This is a genomic window from Cyclobacterium lianum (assembly GCF_900143075.1).
GTDB classification, from domain to species: Bacteria; Bacteroidota; Bacteroidia; order Cytophagales; family Cyclobacteriaceae; genus Cyclobacterium; species Cyclobacterium lianum.
In genome coordinates this window covers 39115-59184 of record NZ_FRCY01000023.1, presented here as the reverse complement: position 1 = coordinate 59184, position 20070 = coordinate 39115, and the positions used below count along the sequence as shown (strand labels likewise).

Below are 20070 nucleotides of genomic sequence, written 5' to 3'. Positions count from 1 at the left end.
CTCGCCAAGATACCGAAACCGGCAGGGAAAAATCAAAATTATTCCATTTTGAAACCAAAATAACAAACCAAAAAGCTTAACTTAATAGCATTGCAACAGCACCTAAGAAAACATGGGGCGGACATTGGTTTCCGCAAGGTTCGCTCTCCGGAGCTACCTTTGTCGAAGACAGAATGGTAAGAGCTCCGAAATGCCCCACGTTTCCTAGCTGCAAAACGTTGGCAACAAGCTATAAAAACAAAATAATTACCAATTTGGTAACCTTTTTATTATATTTGCGACAAACAAGTATAATGTGCGAGTAATAGCAAAACGAACTTTACGAGATTTTTGGGAAAAACACGCTGATTGCGAACAACAATTAAAATCGTGGTACAGAGAAACCGAAAAATCGGAATGGAAAAACATTAGCGATTTAAAGAATGAATATCCAAGCGCAAGTATTTTAAAAGACAATCGAATTGTTTACAATATCAAAGGCAATAATTATCGCTTGATTGTAAAATTCAATTTTGAATACCGGATATGTTGGATAAGGTTTATTGGAACTCACGCAGAGTATGACAAAATTGACGCAAATAACATCTGATTATGAAAATATTACCAATTAGAAACGAAAAAGACTATCAAAAAGCACTCAACAGGCTTGAGGATATTTTTGATGCAAAAAAAGGAACGGAAGAGGGAGATGAATTGGAAATCCTTTCAATCTTGATTGACCAATACGAAAAAGAGAATTTCCCAATCGGAATGCCTGACCCAATCGAGGCAATTAAGTTCAGAATGGAACAAATGGGAATGAATCAAAAAGATTTAGCAGAAGTTGTTGGCTTTAAAAGCAGAGTAAGTGAAATACTAAATAAAAAAAGAAAACTTACTTTAAATATGATTAGAAAACTGAACACAACTCTTCACATTCCAACTGAAGTTTTGGTTCAAGATTACAATTAAAAAAGAGCCAGTTGCCAAAACAACTAAGTTTTCCCCGCTATGGCGGGGCAGGCTGTGCGGCTTGTAAAGCCAGGCATGAAAACGCTGTTGCGCTGCCTGCTCCGATCTTTTCGGGGAAACCGGCGAAGGGCTTATGGGGTTTGAGTTGGGATTTTCGGGTCGGTTAAGGTGGCATGTCAGGTCAAAAAGTGAATTACCGATACCAGAATTCATCTAAAAAGTGAAAAAGCAGGATTATTTCAGCTAATCCGTGGCTGTCGTCGAAAGGTTTTTTACGGCTGGGACATAGCTCACCCAGCCCGATCAAAATCAGGGATTAATTTTGGGATGGAATGGTTGAAAACACGGTTTTTGGCGGTCCCCGCGTGGGCAGCCGCTATATGCTCACCATAGTTTCTTTTTGGCAGCAGGGGCAGTATCGGGGGTTGTATCTTTCAATCGTCCTGGTTTCCGACGGTGTTCCGGGGGCACCGAGCTCCCGGTATACCAGTTGAACCGTGACCTTTTTGGCCGAACTTCCCAATATCCCGAAGTGGCGGATTCTTACCAGCCCCTTGGGCAGGATGTGCATGGAAAATCTACGGATGAATTCCATATTGTCCAGTGATATTTCCATCTTTTTGGCTCCGAGCCTGTAATCCTTGTAGGCGAACACGGTCTTTCCGGGGCCGATGTTTAGTACCCTGTGGTTGGAGATGGCTACTTTATGGGTATAGCGTCCCAGGTATTCGAGCACAGCCTTCGGATGGCCAAAATGTTTTAAGTGCTGAATCTGAGCTTTTTGTATATTTACCTAAATTAAGACCTATCCGAAAAGTTAGCGTCTATTTGCACGCTACTTGCCATATTAGAAGACGTCGTGCCACATGCTGAATAACTAACTAAATGACACACCCCGGCAAACAGGCTGAATTAAAAACAATACACTCCCTCTTTTTCTTCATAGAAGGCAAACTGTGGGCTTATGTCAATAGGAAAGACGAATTGGGCTGTACCATTTTAACTTTTAATTATTAATAATTTATGAAAAAACTACTTCTATTTTCATCGTTAGCTTTGCTTGCTTCCTGTAGTGCCAGAGAATCTGAAAAAGCAGCATCTGAAAATATTCTGGGAAATTTTTCCTTTTCCGTTGATACGCTGATAGTGGACGTAGGAGAGGAAATTTTCATGCCGGGAGCATATGACATGTTTGAATTAAGTGAGGATGGAAACCGGTTGTTTACCTACTTTGAGCCTGAGCTAGAAGTCCACGAGATCGATCTCAATGCTATCAAACTATTGAAGCGCCACAAATTCGAAAAAGACGGGCCGAATGAATAGGGAATTAAATGAAGCATTGAAAAAGTACACTGAGGATATTTACCTCTTTGCTTACGATGAAGAATTTAATCTCATTGGAGAAACTGTCGTAGAGGGACTGGATTTTATGCCTACCGGTGGATTTACCAAAGGAAACAAGTTATATATGAAATGGGTGGTAGATGAGAACCCCGCCTTTATAGAGTACACCTTAAACTTTTGAGGTTTTTTTTATGAAAAAACACACAAAAGAAATGGATTACCAGGTGACCTGCTTGTTTTTCTGGCTAAATTCGGAAGAATTGGCTATTTCAAGAGTGGAAACAAGAGTATAAGAAGGAGGTCATCATATACCGGAAGAGATGATAAGGAGGAGGTATAAAACGTGAAAATGTCAGGTTCGATTTTCCTGGCTACACCTTCCAGCCCCGCACCACCCGAAAATGGAATACCATTGAAAGGGTGTTAAAAAAATACCAGTTAATAATCGGACCCAAAGAGTTCGTCCATAAACAGCCAATTAACCTTATATAGACTACCATGGCAAAGGCAATTACCCCAAAGAAATCGGAAGTGATCAATGGAGAAACCATAAAATATCACGCAAATGGCAAGACGATCTGGTCAAAAGGAAAAATTATAGACGGCAAGCCTGATGGCTATTGGGAATGGTACCGCATAGACGGCACTATAAAACGTTCCGGACAATTTGAAAGAGGAGCGCCTGTTGGTGAATGGACAACTTATGACGAAAAAGGAAAACCGTATAAAGTAACGAACAGATAACAACGATCCGGTCGACGCTGGTTTTGCCTTAGGTGGGTTGAAGCGTGAATTTGTATCTGTGTGGTAAAAAAAACACCAAACAATTAGTCGATAATGCGTTCATCTACGTATGCGAAAACAAGGAGAATAGAAATAAACCTGAAACCGACTACCGAATCATTGTAATTGAAAAATAAAAAGGATGTTAAGAATACTATCAATATTTTTGTTCACTGCCCTGTTTACCAACGCCTTTGCTCAAAATTCCGGGCGCATGACAACCAATCCCTCCGGGGATATTCAACTAAGTGGGATAGTAGAAATAGGATACTTAGGAGTGCTCGATCACAAAGTACAGTTCAGCAATAGTGGTACTTACTTCGATTACAGAAAAGATGGGGGACAGAATGTGTTGTTTCCCGTGAGTAGATTTTCCTTGGAGCTCCGGTACAAAGAAAGAAATACCATCGTGCTGCTTTACCAACCCCTGCGCCTGGAAACACAAGTGCTGTTACAGGAGGACTTAATTGTGGACGACCTGACTTTCCCTGCCTCAAGCGGTGTTAAGTTACTCTATAATTTCCCCTTTTACCGGATCAGCTATTTGAGAGAATTGGTGCCGGATAGCGAGACCTTTAAGTTTGCGCTCGGAGGCTCATTACAGCTACGCAATGCCACCATTTCCTTTGAATCGAATGATGGCAACCTGTACCGGACCAATAGAGACGTAGGCCCGGTACCTGCAGTCAAAATAAAGGCGCGGAGAGAACTTGGCAAACGAACTTTCGCAGAATTTGAGGCGGATGGTATATATGCCCCGGTGAGTTATTTGAATGGAAGTGATAACGAGGTCGTGGGTGCCATTCTGGACGCCAGCCTGAGGACAGGGATAGAATTTGACCAGCCGGTAACTTCATTCTTTAACCTGAGGTATCTCGGAGGAGGGGCTGTGGGTACATCAGCGCCTGACGGGCCCGGGGACGGATATGTAAGGAACTGGCTCAACTTTTTTACCGTCTCTGTTGGGTTCAGGTACACCATAAATTAGACGATTTCCGATGATAGCATTGCGGGAGGCATCGGTATCTGATCTCGGATTGTTGAAATTATGGGACACCAAACCGCATGTGATTGATTGTGATCCGGATGATGATTGGAATTGGGAGTTTGAACTAACCCGCAGTCCTCACTGGCGGGAGCAGTTAATGGCAGAGCTGGACGGACAGCCGATTGGCTTTATTCAAATCATTGACCCTCAACGGGAAGAAACGCACTATTGGGGAGACATAGATGGGAACAAAAGAGCCATCGATATATGGATAGGAGAGGAAGAGCACCTCAACAAAGGCTATGGCACATCCATGATGGAGCTCGCCATCGAAAGGTGTTTCCGGAGTAAGGAGGTAGAGGGTATACTTGTCGACCCGCTTAAATCCAATACAAAAGCCCATAGGTTCTATGAAAGATTAGGGTTTGAGTTTGTCGAAGAGAGAAAATTTGGCAGTTCCGTTTGTTTCATTTACGAATTGAAACGTAGGTAATCTGTCGCTCCTGAAAACTTTCCAATCGCTATATTTGAACGAAAATCCTGTAAAAGATCAATTGAAAAATGAAAAGAACCCTATCCTTGTACATAGCCATGAGTCTGGACGGGTATATTGCCAGGCCCAATGACGATCTCAGCTTCCTGAAATCGGTTGAAAAAGAAGGGGAGGATTATGGTTACGCAGCATTTACTGCAAACGTTGACACCATAATTTTAGGAAGAAAAACCTACGATTATGTGCTCAGGGAAATAGGTTCCTCCCACTATGACAATGGGCAGCGTGACGTATACGTCATGACAAGAAGCCCCAGACCAGATACAGGCCGGGTAAAATTCTATACGGATGATTTGCCCTCACTTGTCCGGAAGCTTAAAGCAGCCGGGGGAAAAAATATTTATTGTGATGGAGGTGCCGAAATAGTCAACGCATTGCTAAAGGAGGATCTTATCGACGAGTTTATCATTTCAGTCATACCCATACTCCTGGGAGAGGGCATTCGCCTGTTTAACGATGACAGACCCGAACAGGACCTGACTTTGGTTAAGGCAAGATCCTTTGAAACAGGATTGGTACAACTGCATTACAGGCGTGCAGGGATACAGGGAGTTTAGTTTTTCAGGCGCAGGGGTCCGCTACAGACTCCTGCCTTCGAGAGGTTTTTTAGTACCATTAATGGCTTTGCCTGAATGCCTATTTTTCCCAACCAGGCCGATGCATGACAATGCCAAAGTGGCAGGGCAGTGGACTGCCTGATCGTACCGGGAATTAATTTTTTATTTTGAGGACATGCAGCAAATCACCGATTTATCCGGAACGGAGTTTTTACAGGGAGTCCTGCACTGAAAACAGAGAACTGACCTGTACTCTGATCCAACAAAAAACCCTGTAGCGCAGCCAGCTACAGGGTTTTGTGAATTTTGGTGGAGGATAACGGATTCGAACCGATGACCTCTACACTGCCAGTGTAGCGCTCTAGCCAACTGAGCTAATCCCCCAATGGGAGTGCAAATATATGTAGGGAATTCTATTCCCCAAATTATTCCGCTGAATATTTTATGCGCGAAAGAATACTTCTTCCCAGGGTGATTTCATCCGTATATTCCAGTTCACTGCCCACAGGTATCCCCCTTGCAATGGTGCTTACCCCGACGCCATGGTCTTTGAGTTTTCTGGTAATAAAAAATGATGTCGTATCGCCTTCCATGGTCGCGGGCAGGGCCAGAATCACCTCTTCTACCGGCGTGCCTGAAGGGGGATGCAGTATCCTTTGCATCAGGGAAGCTATATTGATTTCATCTGGACCGATTCCCTGTATAGGTGAGATGACGCCTCCCAACACATGGTAAAGGCCGGAGTACTGGTTGGTATTTTCCAGCGCCAACACATCAGGCAGGTCTTCTACTACACAAATGAGGCTTTTATCCCTTTTGGTACTTTCGCAGATGCTGCAGACTTCTTTGTCTGCGACATTGTGGCAAATAGCACAATAACGGATTTCGTTTCTAAGCTTGATCAATGCCTCTGTCAGTGCGGAGGTGACTGGCGCTTTTTGTTTGAGCAGGTGTAGGGTCAACCTGAGTGCTGTTTTTTTACCTATGCCTGGCAGGCGGCTGATCTCGGTTACAGCATTCTCAATGAGTTTGGAAGAAAAATTCACCGGAAGGGAATTTATACTATGGTGGCCTGGATGCCGGCATCAAGGATGGATTCACACATGGGCTTTAGCTTGCCTATGCTGCCTTTTTTTACGGAGCATTTTCCCTTGTAATGGATAATCATTGTGCACTGCTCAGCTTGTTCCTGGCTGTGTTTGCAAACCTTGATCAGAATCTTGGTGACATGGTCGAATGTGTTGAAATCATCATTGAATACCACCAGATCATGCTCTTCTGTATCTACCAGTTCATCGAGTAGTAATTCTTCTTCGTTTTCCACTGAATGTTCTAAAGGTTTCATTTTGCAAAGTTAATAATTAATCACAACTTTATCGGCCTTTAGCCTTGGTCAATATGGATTCAAATTTAGTATTAATTGTCATAACGTCCTATTTTTTACTCTTGTTCCTTATTTCCTGGTTTACTTCCAGAAAATTGACCGCAGATACCTTTTTTACCGGTGACCGGCAGTCTCCCTGGTTCCTGGTAGCTTTTGGTATGATTGGAGCCTCTCTGTCCGGGGTCACCTTTATTTCAGTACCCGGCGAGGTAGGGAACAGCAACTTTTATTATTTCCAATTGGTATTGGGCTATACAGTGGGCTATACCGTCATCGCCAAACTGCTTTTACCCCTTTACTACAGGCTCAACCTGGTTTCCATATACGCCTACCTGGAAAGCCGCTTTGGCTTCTGGTCCTATAAGACCGGTGCCTTTTTTTTTATTCTTTCCAGGACATTGGGGTCCTCTATCAGGGTGTTTCTGGTGGCGGGCGTCATGCAGCTCATTCTGTTTGATCAGTGGGGGATCCCGTTTTGGGTTTCTGTGTTGATTACCGTCGTCCTGATCTGGTTGTACACCTTTCGGGGAGGGATAAAAACAGTGGTCTGGACAGATACCCTGCAGACTTTATTTATGCTTTTGGCGGTGGTGGTAAGTATCGTTTTGGTGGCAAAGGAACTGGGACTGACCGGCCTGGGAGATTTGATGCTTACCGTCTCGGAGCAACCCTATGCCAGGATCTTTGACTGGGATTGGAAATCCGAGACCAATTTCTTCAAGCAATTCTTTTCCGGCGCTTTCATTGTAATCGTCATGACGGGGCTGGACCAGGACATGATGCAAAAGAACCTGACCTGTCGGAACCTGAAAGACGCACAAAAAAACATGTTTTGGTTTACCAATATTCTGGTTGTGGTTAACCTGATCTTTTTAGCTCTCGGCGTCCTGCTTTACATGTATGCGGAAGCGAACCAAATATCACTGCCGGAAAGGACGGATGACTTGTATCCCTTGCTGGCCACATCTTACTTTTCCACTTTTGTGGGATTGGTATTTGTCCTGGGCATCACCGCTGCAGCCTACAGCAGTGCGGACTCAACCCTTACAGCGCTGACCACTTCCTTTTGCTACGACTTTCTGGAGATTGACAAAAAATATGATCGGCAGAAAGCCTCAGGCATGAGGAAAAAGGTACACCTGGGATTTACCTTGCTGATGTTTCTGGTGATTCTGGGATTCCGCTGGATCAATGACCAGAGTGTGATCAATGCGGTATTTACCATTGCAGGATATACCTACGGGCCCTTGCTGGGACTATACAGTTTCGGCTTGTTTACTACAAAGCAGGTAAGGGATCGCTGGGTACCGGTACTTGCAGTGCTGGCTCCGCTGATTTCCTATCTGCTCTCGCTGCAGTCCGAAGCCTGGTTTGGAGGCTACAAATTTGGGTTTGAATTGCTGATTCTAAACGGGATGCTTATGTTTGCAGGCTTGTGGCTGGTAAGTCGCAGCAATCAATAGGCTTTGTCTTTGTCGATCAGCATAGAAACAATCGTCCAGAAGATGATTTTAAGGTCCAGGAAGGGCGACCAGTTGTTGACATAAAAGATGTCAAGCTTGCAGCGGGAATAGATGTCATAAAAATCCCTGGTTTCTCCCCGAAATCCCTTTGCCTGCGCAAGTCCGGTGATGCCGGGCTTGACAGTGTGGCGGAACATGAAATTGTCAATCTCTGCTGAAAACTTGTAATTCATGGGTACCGCATGCGGCCTGGGTCCTACTATGGACATATCGCCCTTGATGACGTTGAAAAACTGGGGCAATTCATCCATACTGGATTTTCTTAAGAATTTTCCGATCCAGGTGACTCTGGGATCGTTTTTGGTAGCTTGTTTGACATCTGCCTGGTCATTCAGATACATGGTTCTGAATTTCAGGCAGTAAAAGGGTACATTGTCTTTACCATGCCTGAGTTGCTGAAAGAATACCGGTCCTTTGGAGGTAGCTTTGATCAGCAACCCGATGATCGGAAAAAGCCAGGAAAAAACAAAAACCACCAACCCAATACTCAAAACCAGATCCAGACTGCGTTTCACAAATAACTGTGATTCGTCGAAAAATACATCCGGGAAGGATTTGAAAAATCTTCCTCTGGTATTGATACTTTTTGTTACTGGTTTTCTCTCCGTAATTGTCGAGGCCATAGTCTTTCAGTTTAGAATATTTCAAATGGTAAGTTGTCCCCTAACCATTATCATGCCACAATACCTACCGCAAATTTTTATATTTTTAAAAATGCATTTCAAATGTAGAATAAAGGTTTTTAATTTCCTAATATTTTGCATGTGTTTTTAAAAATGATAATATATGAAGCTGTTTTTTTAACAAAAATTTAATTTTGAAACTGTATTAATAAGAATATGGTAAAATTTAAACATTTTTGCTTCTATTAGAAATTTTTTCTGAGATTATATTTTTCACCCGGATGGTGACGCATTCAAATTGTCAGGAAAAGCCCGGCGATCAAGCAGCTCACAGTTGCAGGTTTTTGCCGGGATCCCAGAATCGCTCTTCAAAATCCACGACCTGATCGCCAGACACCTCAATGCCTTCCCCTTCCAGCAGCCGCTGCATCAGGCCCGGATCTCCAAAATGCGCCTTACCGGTAAGCAATCCCTTCCTGTTGACCACCCGGTGTGCAGGGATGTCATTGTATTGGTGGGCCGCATTCATGGCCCAGCCTACCATTCGGGCGCTGCCTTTGCTTCCCAGATAACTGGCGATGGCTCCATAGGTGCATACCCTGCCCCTGGGAATGAGCCGCACTACCTGGTAGACAAGTTCGAAGAAATTGGTGTTGGACTCATTCATGGCTGAGGTCGATGATGCTCTGATTGATGACCCTTCTGATCTTCCTTTCTGTTTCCTTGGAGCCGGTGTTGAGCTGGACCTGAAGCTTCATTTTTACCACATCTTTGTGTATTTCGAGGGCTTTGAGCGAAATGTTTTGTGAACGGATTTCATGTCCGTAGGCTTTGATGACTTTGCGAAGTTTTTGTTCTGTATGGTCTACATTAAGGCCTGCCTGGTTTTTTAGTTCGAATTCGAAAGTCAGCCTTCGCACACTCTGCCGGCTGTGGTTGATCACGTGTGAGGCGAGGATCAGGCTGTTCGGCACCATCACCAGATCGCTGTCGTCATTGATCAATACCACGTTGAGCAGGGTGATATCCTGAATTTTTCCTTTGTGCTCCGCTACCTGAATAAAGTCACCCAGAGTGATCTGGTCAGAGAACATGATAATCAGCCCATTGATCATGTTGGTAATGTAATCTTTGGAAAGCAGGGCGATCGCCGCTGCCACCAGAGTAATGCTACCCAGAAACTCCCCGGGTTTGATCTGCAGAAAGATCATGATGGCAAACAGGAAAACGATTACGTTCAACAGGCTAGCGATATAATTGATCCCGAGAACGAAATTGCTGTGCAGGGAGTCCGACCGTTTTTTTCGCAGATAAAATCGCACCAGAAACAGCCTCCCCAGCGATATCAGTACACTTCCGGCGAGGAGCAGGGACAGCGCATCCATCAAGGGGGTGAGGCGGGTCAGCAACCGTTCGTTGTACCAATCCAGGTATTCCCGGAGAAAGACCAAAATAAGGTAAGCGAGCACCTTTAAGACAAATAGGATCCGCTTTCGTTTCTCCGTGGCCTCAATCTTGCTTTTTCCCAATTCCACCATGTTTGTTAAAAATAAATCTTAATTTTATGTTTTTGCATTCGTCTTGCAAAAGTATCGGATTGTAACCAAACTAAATAATAGCATGAATAGAAATATTATCATCACAGGAAGCGCAGGAAATCTGGGTAAAGCGGTAGTGGCCAAATTCAAGCGGGAAGGTTTTAAAGTGATTGCGATAATCGAACCTGATAGCGGCCATGAAGTGGAGGATGCAGATGATGTGTATCAGGTGGATGTTACGGACGAATCTTCAGTGCAGGAGTTTAGTAAAGAATACCAGATGCAATACGGTGAACTCGAGTGCATGGCCCTGTTGGTGGGAGGTTTTGGCATGGGAGGTATAATGGATACCAGCAGCCGGGACCTGGAAAAAATGATTCGCCTGAATTTCTTCAGCGCTTTTAACATGGTAAAATATTTCCTGCCGATAATGAAAAAGGCCAACAATGGTACCTTCCTCTTCGTAGGAGCCAAACCCGCACTGCAGCCGAGTGAAGGTAAAGATGTGCTGGCATATGCCCTGAGCAAGGGCCTGGTAATTGATCTGGCGGAATTTGTCGCCAATGAAACGGCAGACATCAAGGTGCGCTCCCATGTATTTGTACCCAGCGTTATCGATACTCCGCAAAACAGGGAGTCCATGCCGGATGCAGATTTCGGGCAATGGGTGAAGCCTTCCGAAATCGCCGAAGCCATGCATTATGCAGCAAGCAATGCGGCGCTCCGAAACATGACATTTAAATTATATGGTGGCGTATACTAACCTTGCGCCGACTCCAATTGAAAACCCAACATTGTTATGAAAAATTTGTGTTTAGCTTTTGTCCTTTTATGGTCATTTTCCGGGCTGCAGGCCCAGACAGCTACCGAAACCAGGACATTAAAAGCCTTTGACCAGGTAGTGGTAAACAATGCCATTGAAGCAGAATTTGTCCGCGGAGACCAGCACAGTATAGAAATAACCGCCTCGGGTATAGGCCTGGAGGAAATACTGGCTGATGTAAATAAAAGGACGCTCGAGGTCGGTATCTCAGGAACCAATCCAAAATCCAGCTCCGTAAAAGTAAAGGTCACTTATGCCCGGCTGGAGATGGTAGAGGTGACTACCGGCGCCAAAGCCTTCATCCGGGAGGCGCTGGAAAGCAAATCCATCAGCCTCTCCACCGCTACCAATGCCTATCTGGAAGCAGAAGTGAAGGCAGGAGAACTCTTTCTGGAAGCCAAAACCAATTCGAAAATGTATGTGAAGGGAGGTGCAGACCGGCTGGACTACAATGCCTTCACGAATGCGGAGATTGATGGTGAAAACCTGGTGGTAAAACATGCCGAAGTGAGGACGAATACCAATGCCTTTGGCTCGTTTGAAGTAACGGAATCCCTAAAGGGCACGGCAGCCACCCGAGGGCGCATCAAATACAAGGGAGACCCCAGTGAAATAGACGTCAAGGAAAGCATAGGAGGCACGATTGAAGCCTATTAGGCATGGTTTGATAGCCAGGAATATTTCGCAGACCTGAGGTGGATAAAGAAGTCGCTTTCAGAAGGACCCGGCACCTGGAGTGCAGGCCCTGTTCTCCGAAAAAGACGCTGGTTGTCCGCCAAGCTTTCGGGGATTGGTAATCAGTTTTTTATCAGCCACCGGAAGGGTATTTCTAGCCAAAAAAACTTGTGATATATAAAATTTGTCCTTAGAATTGTCTCTTCAAACAAAGAAGCATGGTTTTCGCAGTAAAAATTATTTCAAATCTTTCGAATTCCGAATCTTTTCGGACGGCAAACTGCATACTATTTTTTAGCGGCATCACCACCACATTTATTACGGGGTAATCCCGTGTTTGATCCATATTACTCCAGTACCCAAAGGTCCTCTGCCGGCCTTTTCCATTACATTTTAACCGATAATAAGTAGCAATGAAAATATTAAAATTCGGAGGTTCGTCTATCGCTGATCTGGAAAGGATAAAGAATGTTCTTTCCATTGTAAAGAAAGCCTCCCAAAAAAGTGACATAGCTGTAGTTTTTTCAGCATTTGGAGGAGTGACTGAAGATTTGCTGGAATGTGCCAGGCTGGCAAGGCAAAATGATACGGAATACCAGCCCCTGTTGCTGTCCATGGAAAAACGCCACTTGCAGCTGGTCAAAAGCCTGATTCCGGTACAAAAGCAATCTGCGGTACTGACCTTTGTCAAAATCAGGTTCAATGAGTTGGAAGACCTGTACCATGGCATTTTCCTGATCAAGGAGTTTTCTCCGCGCACCTCAGATTATGTAGTGAGTTTCGGAGAGCGTATTTCTGCCTTTATCATGGCGGAGGCATTGAGAGAAAGCCAGCTCAACACCCATTTTGTGGACGCCAGAGATCTGATCCGAACCAATGACCGTTTTGGCAACGCAAAAGTAATATTCCCCACCACCAATCAGTTGATCTACGATTATTACTCCAAACACAAAGGTTTGCTGGTAATCACGGGTTTTATTGCCTCTACCGCCAAAGGGGAGACTACTACCCTGGGCAGGAGCGGATCGGATTATACGGCAGCGATTTTTGCCGCAGCATTAAAAGCTGAGGCACTGGAGATCTGGACCGATGTCTCGGGAGTGATGACGGCAGACCCCAGGCTGGTATATTCGGCCATCACCATACCCCAGCTCAGCTACAATGAAGCGATGGAGCTTTCGCATTTCGGAGCAAAGGTGGTATTTCCTGCCACCATGCAGCCGGCCATGAAGCGTAAAGTGCCCATTTTTATCAAAAATACATTCAGACCTGAGGACGAGGGCACGCTCATCTGTGAAACTTCCGAAACCAACAAGCTGATTAAGGGCATTTCTTCCCTGAGCCAGATTTCCCTGCTCAATGTGCAGGGTTCCGGTCTGGTGGAAGTGGTCGGCGTGAGCAGCAGGGTATTCGGGACACTCGCCCAGGCCGCTATCAACGTGGTGCTGATCAGTCAGGCCTCTTCCGAACACAGCATATGCATCGCCATCAAAAGTGAAGATGCGGAGACGGCCAGGGAAGTACTGGAGAAAGAATTTCATTACGAAATACTTGCCGGCGAGATGGACAAGGTCCAGATCATGCCAAACATGGCAGTGATCGCTGTGGTGGGGGAAAACATGAAGCATTTTCCGGGTGCCAGCGGGAGGCTTTTCCAGGCCCTGGGCCGCAACAATATCAACGTCTCAGCCATTGCACAGGGAAGTTCTGAGCTGAATATTTCCGCAGTCATCAAGCAATCAGATCTCCAGAAGGGACTGAATGCACTGCATGAGGCCTTCTTTTTATCGGATAACAAGGTCTTGCATGTGTTTTTAGTGGGCGTGGGACTGATCGGAAAGACGCTGATTAAAATGATCCAGAGCCAACTGAGTAAATTGCAGGAAGACTACATGCTGGACATCAAAATCCACGGTCTGGCGAATTCCAGGTATATGGCATTTGATGAGGATGGTTTTGACCTGAGTACCGTTCCCGTGCCTTCAGAAAAAGACCTGCCCATGAACCTGCCGGTATTTCTGAATACCATGAACAGCATGAATTTTTCCAACTCGGTACTGGTAGACTGTACTGCCAGCCAGGAAGTCGCAGATACCTATGACAGGGTGCTGGAGTCCAAGGTAGCTATCGTCACCCCAAATAAAAAAGCAAACTCGGGATCGCTGGAAAAATACAAGTCATTGAAAAAACTCTCCGGCCAGCGGAATATCAAGTTTTTTTATGAGACAAACGTCGCAGCAGGCCTGCCGGTGATCAACACCCTTCAGGACCTGATCCTGAGTGGAGACAAGGTACTCAAAATCGAGGGCGTACTCAGTGGATCAATGAATTACATTTTCAGTGAGCTGAGCAAAGGTATTCCTTTCAGCGAGGTAGTGGCACAGGCCAAAGAAAAAGGCTATACCGAGCCTGATCCCCGCGACGACCTTAGCGGAATGGATGTAGCCAGAAAAATCCTGATTCTGGGAAGAGAAGCTGAGCAGGAATTGCATTTTGAGGATGTGTCCGTGCAAAGTATGGTACCAGAGGATTGTGCCCATATAGAGTCGGTAGATGAATTTCTCAAAAAGCTGGCGGAACATGACGGGCATTTTAAGGAGCTGTTGGCTGAGGCCGATAACAAGAATGAGAAACTCAGGTTTATGGCTGTACTGGAAAATGGAAAAGCCACAGTAGGGCTCAAATCGGTAGACAGCAAGCACCCTTTCTATTCTCTGGTGGGCAGCGACAACATGATATTGTTTACCACCGAACGGTACCACGAATTTCCCATGATCATCAGGGGCCCCGGGGCAGGAGCAGATGTAACTGCTGCCGGCGTATTCGCGGATATCATCAGATTAGGCAATTATTCTAGGTAAGATGGAAAAGCAAAAAGTAACCGCCTTCGCCCCGGCAACTGTGGCCAACGTTTCCTGTGGCTTCGATATTCTGGGTTTTGCGGTGGAAGACCTTGGAGATAAAGTAAGTGTCAGCCTTTCGGATAGTCCCGGTGTAAGGGTAAAGACAATCAGCGGTGATAAAGGCAAGCTGCCCTACGAGCCGGAGAAAAACACCTGTAGTGTAGCCATCATGGCCATGCTGAAAGAACTGGATTTTTCAGGAGGATTGGAAATTGATCTGTACAAAGGTTTGCCTCTGGGCAGCGGTATGGGGTCAAGTGCGGCCAGTGCTGTAGCCGCATTGGTGGCTGCCAATACCCTGCTGGGAAACCCGTTTGAGAAGAAGGACCTCCTTCCCTTTGCCATGGAATCCGAGCGGATTGCCTGTGGGGCCGCACATGCCGACAACGTGTCGCCGGCGCTCCTGGGCGGTTTTGTGTTGATCCGCGAGTACCAGCCCCTGGATGTAATTCCCCTGCATGTGCCGAGGGGCTTGTATTGCACCCTTGTCCATCCTCACCTGGTGCTCAATACCTACGATTCCAGAAGTGTGCTCCGGCGAAATGTTTCTCTGCAGGATGCCACTACCCAATCCGGAAACATCGCAGGCCTGGTAGCTGGCCTGTTTCAGGAAGACATGGCACTTATCAGCCGTTCCCTTAATGATGTGATCGCAGAGCCTTCCCGCTCGGTGTTGATACCCGGATACGATGAAGTGAAAGAGGGGATCAAGCCTGCCGGTGCACTGGGATGCGGTATTTCCGGTTCCGGACCTACCATTTTTATCCTCTCTCCCTCTGAAGAAATCGCCTGGGAGGTCAGTAGGCTGGCCCAAAATGTATTCGATAAAATGCAGCTTCCCATAGACTTGTATGTTTCCGCTATCAATACCCGCGGGGCCTATATCATGGAAGAAGAGATCTGAACCTATTTACCCCAGGATACCATTTGACATGAACTATTACAGTACCAATAATCCAGCCCATCAGGTCGATCTGAAAGAGGCCGTCATCAAAGGACTGGCACCTGATCAGGGCCTGTACATGCCGGAAAGAATCCCCTTGCTTCCTGAAACTTTTTTCGATCGCCTTCCCGAACTTTCATTCCGGGAAATGGGCTATGAAATCGTTGAGGCCCTCTTTGCAGAGGACCTGAACAGTGAGCAAATCAAAGCGCTGGTCGATCACACACTCAGCTTCGATGCCCCTCTGGTAAAGGTAGAAGAAAACGTCTATGCGCTCGAACTGTTTCATGGCCCTACGCTGGCATTTAAGGATTTTGGTGCCAGGTTTTGTTCCAGTCTGATGAGCATGCTCCAGGAAAAGCGTGAGCTGAAAGTACTCGTGGCTACCTCCGGCGATACCGGTAGTGCCGTAGCCAATGGATTTTTCGGAGTAGAAGGGGTGGAAGTGATCATCCTTTACCCCTCCGGAAAGGTAAGCGAATTGCAGGAAAAACAATTCACCACCCTTGGGGGAAATATCCGTGCAATAGAAGTGGCCGGGGTATTTGATGATTGCCAGAAAATGGTCAAGCAAGCTTTTCTGGATCCCGAACTGAACCAACACATGTTGCTGACATCCGCCAATTCGATCAATATTGCAAGGTGGATCCCCCAGTGTCTCTATTATTTTTATGCCTATTCCCGACTACCTGAAAAGGATAAAAAATTGGTGTTTTCAGTTCCCAGTGGCAATTTCGGTAACCTCGCTGCCGGAATTCTGGCAGAAAGAATGGGTTTGCCGGTAGCAAATTTCGTCGCCGCCACAAATATCAACAAGGTGGTGCCTGACTACCTCCAGGGAGAAGAATTCCTGGCCAAGCCCTCACTCCAGACCATCAGCAACAGCATGGATGTGGGCAATCCCAGCAATTTCTACCGGCTACTGGCACTTTTTGGCAATGATGCCGCAAGACTTCGGGAAAAAGTGAAGGGCTGTTTTTACACGGACGAAATGACCCGGCAATCCATGCAGGAGGTCAGGGCGCAGACCGGCTATACCATGGATCCTCATGGTGCAGTGGCCTATTTGGGATTAAAGGATTTTATGGCAACCGATCCCTATGCCTATACGGGTATTTTTCTGGAAACGGCCCATCCCGGTAAATTCCGGAATGTAGTGGAGGAAACCCTCTCCATTGAGCTTGAGCTTCCGGACCGATTGCAGGCTTTTCTCGAAAAGGATAAAAAAGTGGAATCCATGGAAAACGATTACCAGGCTTTCAAACAATATCTGCTTTCGCGTCGAAAGCCGGTAAATAATTAGAAACGGTATGCAATAGCGTTCCGAAGTGCATATTTCGGGTTTAAAATAGCAAAACATTCAGAAATCTATGGTCAAGGGTACACATCAGGCAAAAGAGGATGCGAGAAACAAGTCGGTGAAAATCTTTATCAACGGGGAATTTTTTCCCAGAGAAGCAGCGAAAATATCGGTATTCGATAGCGGATACCTCGTGGGGGACGGCGTTTGGGAAGCATTCAGGGTTCACAAGGGCTGCCTTGTGTTTATCGATCTACACCTGGATCGTCTGTGGCAATCGGCCAAGGTGGTCGGGATACCTATTCCCTTCTCCAGGGAGGAATTGGTAGGACATATCCAAAAAACCCTTGATATCAATGGCATGCAGGATCATATACATGTGAGGGTAATGCTCACCCGTGGCATTAAGGCCACGCCTTCCCAGGATCCCAGGCTGACCATTTCAGGGCCAAACCTGGTCATCATTGCAGAGCACAAGGAAGCTGGCGATGAAAGTAAAAATCAGGGGGTCAGCCTGTTTACCAGCACCATCAGGCGTGGGTCTCCGGATTATCTGGATCCCAGGCTGAATTGCCATAGCAAGCTACATGAGGTCCAGGCCCTCATTCAAGCCCTGGAAGCTGGCGCAGATGAAGCCCTGATGCTGGACATCCACGGCTTTGTGTCCACCTGCAATGCGACCAATTTTTTTATGGTAAAAGACGGTGAGGTATGGACTTCCACCGGTCAGTATTGCATGAATGGTATCACCAGAGGCAACGTGATCCGCATCTGCCGGGAAAATGGCATCACCTGCCTGCAAAAGAACTTTTCCCTTTTTGATGTGTATGGAGCCGACGAAGCCTTTGTTACCGGAACCTTTGGGGGGCTAACTCCAGTGATTAAAATAGACGGTAAGCCCATAGGGGCTACGGGAGCAGGACCGATCACCAGGCAAATCCGGACAGGCTATGAGAATTTAATTGAACAGGAAATACAGCGATGAGTGCCTTACAAGAGACCAAAAGACTTTTCCTCTGGTCTGGACCGAGGAACATCTCCACCGCCCTGATGTATGGATTTGCGAGCAGAAAGGATACGTTGGTGGAAGATGAGCCCCTCTATGCCCACTATCTCAGGCTTTCACCTGCCAAACCCCTGCACCCCGGAGCGGATGAAATCCTTTCCTGCATGGAAAACGATGGGGACAAAGTAGTCAGTCACATGCTGGGGACCTTTGAAAAACCCGTAGCATTTTTCAAAAACATGACCCATCACCTGATTGGATTAGACTGGTCGTTCATGGGAAAGGGAATCAATATCATCCTGACCAGAGAGCCAAAGGAAATGCTGCTGTCGTTTTCCAAGGTCATAGAAAAGCCAGCCATGGAGGACATCGGCTATGCCATGCAGTGGGACTTACTGCAATACCTGCAGGAGCACAAATTCCCTTTTCTGGTATTGGATGCAAAAAAATTCTTACAGGACACCGAAGGCCAGCTCAGGAAACTATGCGAATCCTGTGAGATCCCCTTTGATCCGCACATGCTGCAGTGGGAAGCAGGCCCTATCCCCGAAGACGGCGTGTGGGCCCGGTATTGGTACCAGAATGTGCACAAATCTACGGGATTTCAACCTTATCAGCCAAAAGAAGAAGCCTTTCCGGAGTATCTGCTACCATTATTGGCCGACTGCGAGCCCCTGTACCGGAAAATCCTGGCTTTTTCAGTCTGAGGCCCGGTTTTGCAGACAAGCGTAGGAACAAGCCTGAAAATTCAGCGGTCAACTGTGATTTTTTAAGGTAATTGCGCAATGAACTCACCCTATGTTTTCGAAAATTGTTCATTTGGACCAATCCACCCCAATTTTATGTTTGAAATCCAGATTATTTATCAAAGGATGGGTTTCATACTTGTTTTGTGGTTTTTTAAAACATAATTTTGAACATTAATCCTTCCGCCCGGAATTTCAGGAGAAAAACGAAATATTGTCCGGGCCAGCACATCGGAGATGTACCCAAGGTACATACGCAAACAAGAAAAAAGTATAGCAATGGATAACGACCAGCCTGTTGATGTTAATGTTACGCCCAAGGGTTTAATTTACCTGCCGGAACCAGCCAAAGGGACAAAGTTTGCCAGCGAATGCCCGGCGGAATCCTTGTTTTATGATACTGAAAAGGTCTCTGACGAAAACCTCAACTATAAGTTTTTATTGCCTGCATTGGAAAAGATCAAAGGACAGGATTTTGACTTTGTTCTGGGCTTTGATCATGATTTGAAAAGAACCATCATCGGGTATCCCAATCCGGAGCAAAGATTTCTGGTCTTTAATGCCCACCAGCAGGCGGCTTTATTTGCCCAGGCCTTTTTGGCGGATGCCGGCTTTCCCGGACTGGATGAAGATAAAACCAAGCTGGTAGTTAAAAGTGTGATCCTTTCCCAGCAGATAGATAAAATCATCACTAAAAATAATGGCGCGTACAAAGAATCCCATGCAGGTTACGAAGATCTGAAGGAAAGGATTATGGGCATGGATGAGGGCATTCTTGAGTATCTTGCCTTTGATGAAAAAAACCATGTAATCATGGATCTGGACAAGGATGTCAATGTGGAAAAACAGTTTGACCTCATTCATTCTCTGGTTAAAAAATTGAAAGGACAGGAAAAAAGTCTTTATGATTTTCACGTAGACATTCAAATCCGGTATAAACTGTACGGTGAAAAAACCTTCAACATCAGTTCTGAAGGAGAAAACAAAAAAATATTCGATCGCTTTCGAACCAAGCCACCTTCCGACGCCATGCACGAAGAGTTGGTGAGCATTTCAGACTACAAAAAGCAGGTTTTCTTCAACAAGTTGACCGGCCGCAAAAGTGAACCGGAGCTGCGTCAGATGGATATGGTCCAATTGGAATATTCCAGTGGCCTGAAAATTAGCGTGGAACTTACTGATGGTGGTGAGAAGCTGTTTCTTCACCTGAGCGATTATACCGATTGCTACAATAAAGAGTCGTACGCTACCGCCAGGAAAAACATACATGACCGATTGCTGAAAGTGGTCGTCTCTCTGGGGAAGATGGTAATTGACGTCAACTAGGTCTCTGCTGTCAACTCATTAATCTCAGATCATCCTGTTTCAGCCTGGGTTCGAGTGTCGATATATGGAGCGCCCTGATGGGACGATGACTCAGAAACCATGCA

The 20070-nt window shown here is 45.9% G+C and carries 22 protein-coding genes, 1 tRNA gene and 1 pseudogene; 17 read left to right on the top strand and 7 right to left on the bottom strand.

Annotated features, from left to right (window positions below):
- Nucleotides 1-295 precede the first annotated feature (295 nt).
- Both BUB19_RS23120 and BUB19_RS23115 read left to right on the top strand, forming a co-directional pair.
- Nucleotides 296-589 carry a type II toxin-antitoxin system HigB family toxin gene (locus BUB19_RS23120; RefSeq protein ID WP_073098178.1) on the top strand — a complete coding sequence of 98 codons (294 nt, stop codon included), beginning with the start codon at nucleotides 296-298 and terminating at the stop codon, nucleotides 587-589.
- Between the two features lie 2 nt (nucleotides 590-591).
- Nucleotides 592-951 carry a helix-turn-helix domain-containing protein gene (locus BUB19_RS23115; protein WP_073098176.1) on the top strand — a complete coding sequence of 120 codons (360 nt, stop codon included), beginning with the start codon at nucleotides 592-594 and terminating at the stop codon, nucleotides 949-951.
- Nucleotides 952-1327: 376 nt separating this feature from the next.
- Here BUB19_RS23115 and BUB19_RS23110 read toward each other — a convergent pair.
- Nucleotides 1328-1705, bottom strand: a pseudogene (locus BUB19_RS23110) (transposase); the annotation flags it as partial.
- Nucleotides 1706-1974: 269 nt separating this feature from the next.
- Here BUB19_RS23110 and BUB19_RS23105 point away from each other — a divergent pair.
- The 6 genes from BUB19_RS23105 (at nucleotide 1975) to BUB19_RS23080 (ending at nucleotide 5176) form a co-directional block, all read left to right on the top strand.
- Nucleotides 1975-2274, top strand: a complete 300-nt coding sequence (locus BUB19_RS23105; RefSeq protein ID WP_073098172.1) for a DUF4221 family protein — start codon at nucleotides 1975-1977, stop codon at nucleotides 2272-2274.
- Nucleotides 2267-2476, top strand: coding sequence for a hypothetical protein (locus tag BUB19_RS23100; RefSeq protein WP_073098170.1), 210 nt, complete (start codon nucleotides 2267-2269; stop codon nucleotides 2474-2476). The genes BUB19_RS23105 and BUB19_RS23100 overlap by 8 nt, the downstream gene beginning before the upstream one ends.
- 317 nt (nucleotides 2477-2793) lie before the next feature.
- On the top strand, nucleotides 2794-3039 hold the full coding sequence (locus BUB19_RS23095; protein ID WP_073098168.1) for a toxin-antitoxin system YwqK family antitoxin: 246 nt from the start codon (nucleotides 2794-2796) through the stop codon (nucleotides 3037-3039).
- A 253-nt stretch (nucleotides 3040-3292) separates the two neighbouring features.
- Entirely contained in the window at nucleotides 3293-4066 is a 774-nt protein-coding gene (locus tag BUB19_RS23090) for a hypothetical protein (RefSeq protein ID WP_143156147.1), read from the top strand.
- A 10-nt stretch (nucleotides 4067-4076) separates the two neighbouring features.
- Entirely contained in the window at nucleotides 4077-4559 is a 483-nt protein-coding gene (locus BUB19_RS23085) for a GNAT family N-acetyltransferase (RefSeq protein ID WP_073098164.1), read from the top strand.
- Nucleotides 4560-4627: 68 nt separating this feature from the next.
- The gene (locus BUB19_RS23080) at nucleotides 4628-5176 is read left to right on the top strand and encodes a dihydrofolate reductase family protein (RefSeq protein WP_073098162.1); all 549 of its coding nucleotides are present in this window, start codon (nucleotides 4628-4630) and stop codon (nucleotides 5174-5176) included.
- Nucleotides 5177-5483: 307 nt separating this feature from the next.
- On the opposite strand, the gene BUB19_RS23075 is transcribed toward BUB19_RS23080, so the two are convergent.
- From BUB19_RS23075 to BUB19_RS23065, 3 genes are all read right to left on the bottom strand, one after another.
- A tRNA-Ala gene (locus BUB19_RS23075) sits at nucleotides 5484-5560 on the bottom strand.
- A 41-nt stretch (nucleotides 5561-5601) separates the two neighbouring features.
- The gene (gene recR, locus BUB19_RS23070) at nucleotides 5602-6222 is read right to left on the bottom strand and encodes a recombination mediator RecR (RefSeq protein WP_073098160.1); all 621 of its coding nucleotides are present in this window, start codon (nucleotides 6220-6222) and stop codon (nucleotides 5602-5604) included.
- 11 nt (nucleotides 6223-6233) lie between these two features.
- Nucleotides 6234-6521 carry an ATP-dependent Clp protease adaptor ClpS gene (locus BUB19_RS23065; RefSeq protein ID WP_073098158.1) on the bottom strand — a complete coding sequence of 96 codons (288 nt, stop codon included), beginning with the start codon at nucleotides 6519-6521 and terminating at the stop codon, nucleotides 6234-6236.
- A 53-nt stretch (nucleotides 6522-6574) separates the two neighbouring features.
- Between BUB19_RS23065 and BUB19_RS23060 the strand changes: the two genes are divergently transcribed.
- Nucleotides 6575-8023 carry a sodium:solute symporter gene (locus tag BUB19_RS23060; RefSeq protein WP_073098156.1) on the top strand — a complete coding sequence of 483 codons (1449 nt, stop codon included), beginning with the start codon at nucleotides 6575-6577 and terminating at the stop codon, nucleotides 8021-8023.
- On the opposite strand, the gene BUB19_RS23055 is transcribed toward BUB19_RS23060, so the two are convergent.
- The 3 genes from BUB19_RS23055 to BUB19_RS23045 form a co-directional block, all read right to left on the bottom strand.
- Nucleotides 8017-8706 (bottom strand): sugar transferase, encoded by a 690-nt coding sequence (locus tag BUB19_RS23055; protein ID WP_073098154.1) that lies wholly within the window; start codon nucleotides 8704-8706, stop codon nucleotides 8017-8019. The genes BUB19_RS23060 and BUB19_RS23055 overlap by 7 nt on opposite strands.
- A 328-nt stretch (nucleotides 8707-9034) precedes the next feature.
- Nucleotides 9035-9373 (bottom strand): MGMT family protein, encoded by a 339-nt coding sequence (locus tag BUB19_RS23050; RefSeq protein ID WP_073098152.1) that lies wholly within the window; start codon nucleotides 9371-9373, stop codon nucleotides 9035-9037.
- Entirely contained in the window at nucleotides 9366-10244 is an 879-nt protein-coding gene (locus BUB19_RS23045) for a mechanosensitive ion channel family protein (protein ID WP_073098150.1), read from the bottom strand. The genes BUB19_RS23050 and BUB19_RS23045 overlap by 8 nt, the downstream gene beginning before the upstream one ends.
- A gap of 82 nt (nucleotides 10245-10326) precedes the next feature.
- Here BUB19_RS23045 and BUB19_RS23040 point away from each other — a divergent pair, with 82 nt between their 5' ends.
- The 8 genes from BUB19_RS23040 to BUB19_RS23005 all read left to right on the top strand — a co-directional run bounded on the left by BUB19_RS23040 (nucleotide 10327) and on the right by BUB19_RS23005 (nucleotide 19966).
- The gene (locus tag BUB19_RS23040) at nucleotides 10327-11007 is read left to right on the top strand and encodes an SDR family NAD(P)-dependent oxidoreductase (RefSeq protein ID WP_073098148.1); all 681 of its coding nucleotides are present in this window, start codon (nucleotides 10327-10329) and stop codon (nucleotides 11005-11007) included.
- A gap of 36 nt (nucleotides 11008-11043) precedes the next feature.
- A complete protein-coding gene (locus BUB19_RS23035; RefSeq protein WP_073098146.1) occupies nucleotides 11044-11724 on the top strand; it encodes a GIN domain-containing protein in 681 nt (226 codons plus the stop codon).
- 431 nt (nucleotides 11725-12155) lie between these two features.
- The gene (thrA, locus tag BUB19_RS23030; protein ID WP_073098144.1) at nucleotides 12156-14603 is read left to right on the top strand and encodes a bifunctional aspartate kinase/homoserine dehydrogenase I; all 2448 of its coding nucleotides are present in this window, start codon (nucleotides 12156-12158) and stop codon (nucleotides 14601-14603) included.
- Nucleotide 14604: 1 nt separating this feature from the next.
- Entirely contained in the window at nucleotides 14605-15549 is a 945-nt protein-coding gene (locus tag BUB19_RS23025; RefSeq protein WP_073098142.1) for a homoserine kinase, read from the top strand.
- Between the two features lie 28 nt (nucleotides 15550-15577).
- Nucleotides 15578-16891: a threonine synthase gene (gene thrC / locus BUB19_RS23020; RefSeq protein ID WP_073098141.1), complete on the top strand. Its 1314-nt coding sequence runs from the start codon at nucleotides 15578-15580 to the stop codon at nucleotides 16889-16891.
- 67 nt (nucleotides 16892-16958) lie between these two features.
- Nucleotides 16959-17873, top strand: a complete 915-nt coding sequence (locus tag BUB19_RS23015) for an aminotransferase class IV (protein WP_073098139.1) — start codon at nucleotides 16959-16961, stop codon at nucleotides 17871-17873.
- Nucleotides 17870-18601 (top strand): sulfotransferase-like domain-containing protein, encoded by a 732-nt coding sequence (locus BUB19_RS23010; RefSeq protein ID WP_084097596.1) that lies wholly within the window; start codon nucleotides 17870-17872, stop codon nucleotides 18599-18601. The genes BUB19_RS23015 and BUB19_RS23010 overlap by 4 nt, the downstream gene beginning before the upstream one ends.
- 318 nt (nucleotides 18602-18919) lie before the next feature.
- Nucleotides 18920-19966: a hypothetical protein gene (locus tag BUB19_RS23005; RefSeq protein ID WP_143156146.1), complete on the top strand. Its 1047-nt coding sequence runs from the start codon at nucleotides 18920-18922 to the stop codon at nucleotides 19964-19966.
- The last annotated feature ends 104 nt before the right edge of the window (nucleotides 19967-20070 follow it).

Coding starts and splice junctions, on each gene's coding strand:
- BUB19_RS23115 (WP_073098176.1), top strand. CDS start 592: ATGAAAATATTACCAATTAGAAACGAAAAAGACTATCAAAAAGCACTC.
- BUB19_RS23105 (WP_073098172.1), top strand. CDS start 1,975: ATGAAAAAACTACTTCTATTTTCATCGTTAGCTTTGCTTGCTTCCTGT.
- BUB19_RS23100 (WP_073098170.1), top strand. CDS start 2,267: ATGAATAGGGAATTAAATGAAGCATTGAAAAAGTACACTGAGGATATT.
- BUB19_RS23095 (WP_073098168.1), top strand. CDS start 2,794: ATGGCAAAGGCAATTACCCCAAAGAAATCGGAAGTGATCAATGGAGAA.
- BUB19_RS23090 (WP_143156147.1), top strand. CDS start 3,293: ATGACAACCAATCCCTCCGGGGATATTCAACTAAGTGGGATAGTAGAA.
- BUB19_RS23085 (WP_073098164.1), top strand. CDS start 4,077: ATGATAGCATTGCGGGAGGCATCGGTATCTGATCTCGGATTGTTGAAA.
- BUB19_RS23080 (WP_073098162.1), top strand. CDS start 4,628: ATGAAAAGAACCCTATCCTTGTACATAGCCATGAGTCTGGACGGGTAT.
- BUB19_RS23065 (WP_073098158.1), bottom strand. CDS start 6,521: ATGAAACCTTTAGAACATTCAGTGGAAAACGAAGAAGAATTACTACTC.
- BUB19_RS23060 (WP_073098156.1), top strand. CDS start 6,575: ATGGATTCAAATTTAGTATTAATTGTCATAACGTCCTATTTTTTACTC.
- BUB19_RS23055 (WP_073098154.1), bottom strand. CDS start 8,706: ATGGCCTCGACAATTACGGAGAGAAAACCAGTAACAAAAAGTATCAAT.
- BUB19_RS23050 (WP_073098152.1), bottom strand. CDS start 9,373: ATGAATGAGTCCAACACCAATTTCTTCGAACTTGTCTACCAGGTAGTG.
- BUB19_RS23045 (WP_073098150.1), bottom strand. CDS start 10,244: ATGGTGGAATTGGGAAAAAGCAAGATTGAGGCCACGGAGAAACGAAAG.
- BUB19_RS23040 (WP_073098148.1), top strand. CDS start 10,327: ATGAATAGAAATATTATCATCACAGGAAGCGCAGGAAATCTGGGTAAA.
- BUB19_RS23035 (WP_073098146.1), top strand. CDS start 11,044: ATGAAAAATTTGTGTTTAGCTTTTGTCCTTTTATGGTCATTTTCCGGG.
- thrA (WP_073098144.1), top strand. CDS start 12,156: ATGAAAATATTAAAATTCGGAGGTTCGTCTATCGCTGATCTGGAAAGG.
- BUB19_RS23025 (WP_073098142.1), top strand. CDS start 14,605: ATGGAAAAGCAAAAAGTAACCGCCTTCGCCCCGGCAACTGTGGCCAAC.
- thrC (WP_073098141.1), top strand. CDS start 15,578: ATGAACTATTACAGTACCAATAATCCAGCCCATCAGGTCGATCTGAAA.
- BUB19_RS23015 (WP_073098139.1), top strand. CDS start 16,959: ATGGTCAAGGGTACACATCAGGCAAAAGAGGATGCGAGAAACAAGTCG.
- BUB19_RS23010 (WP_084097596.1), top strand. CDS start 17,870: ATGAGTGCCTTACAAGAGACCAAAAGACTTTTCCTCTGGTCTGGACCG.
- BUB19_RS23005 (WP_143156146.1), top strand. CDS start 18,920: ATGGATAACGACCAGCCTGTTGATGTTAATGTTACGCCCAAGGGTTTA.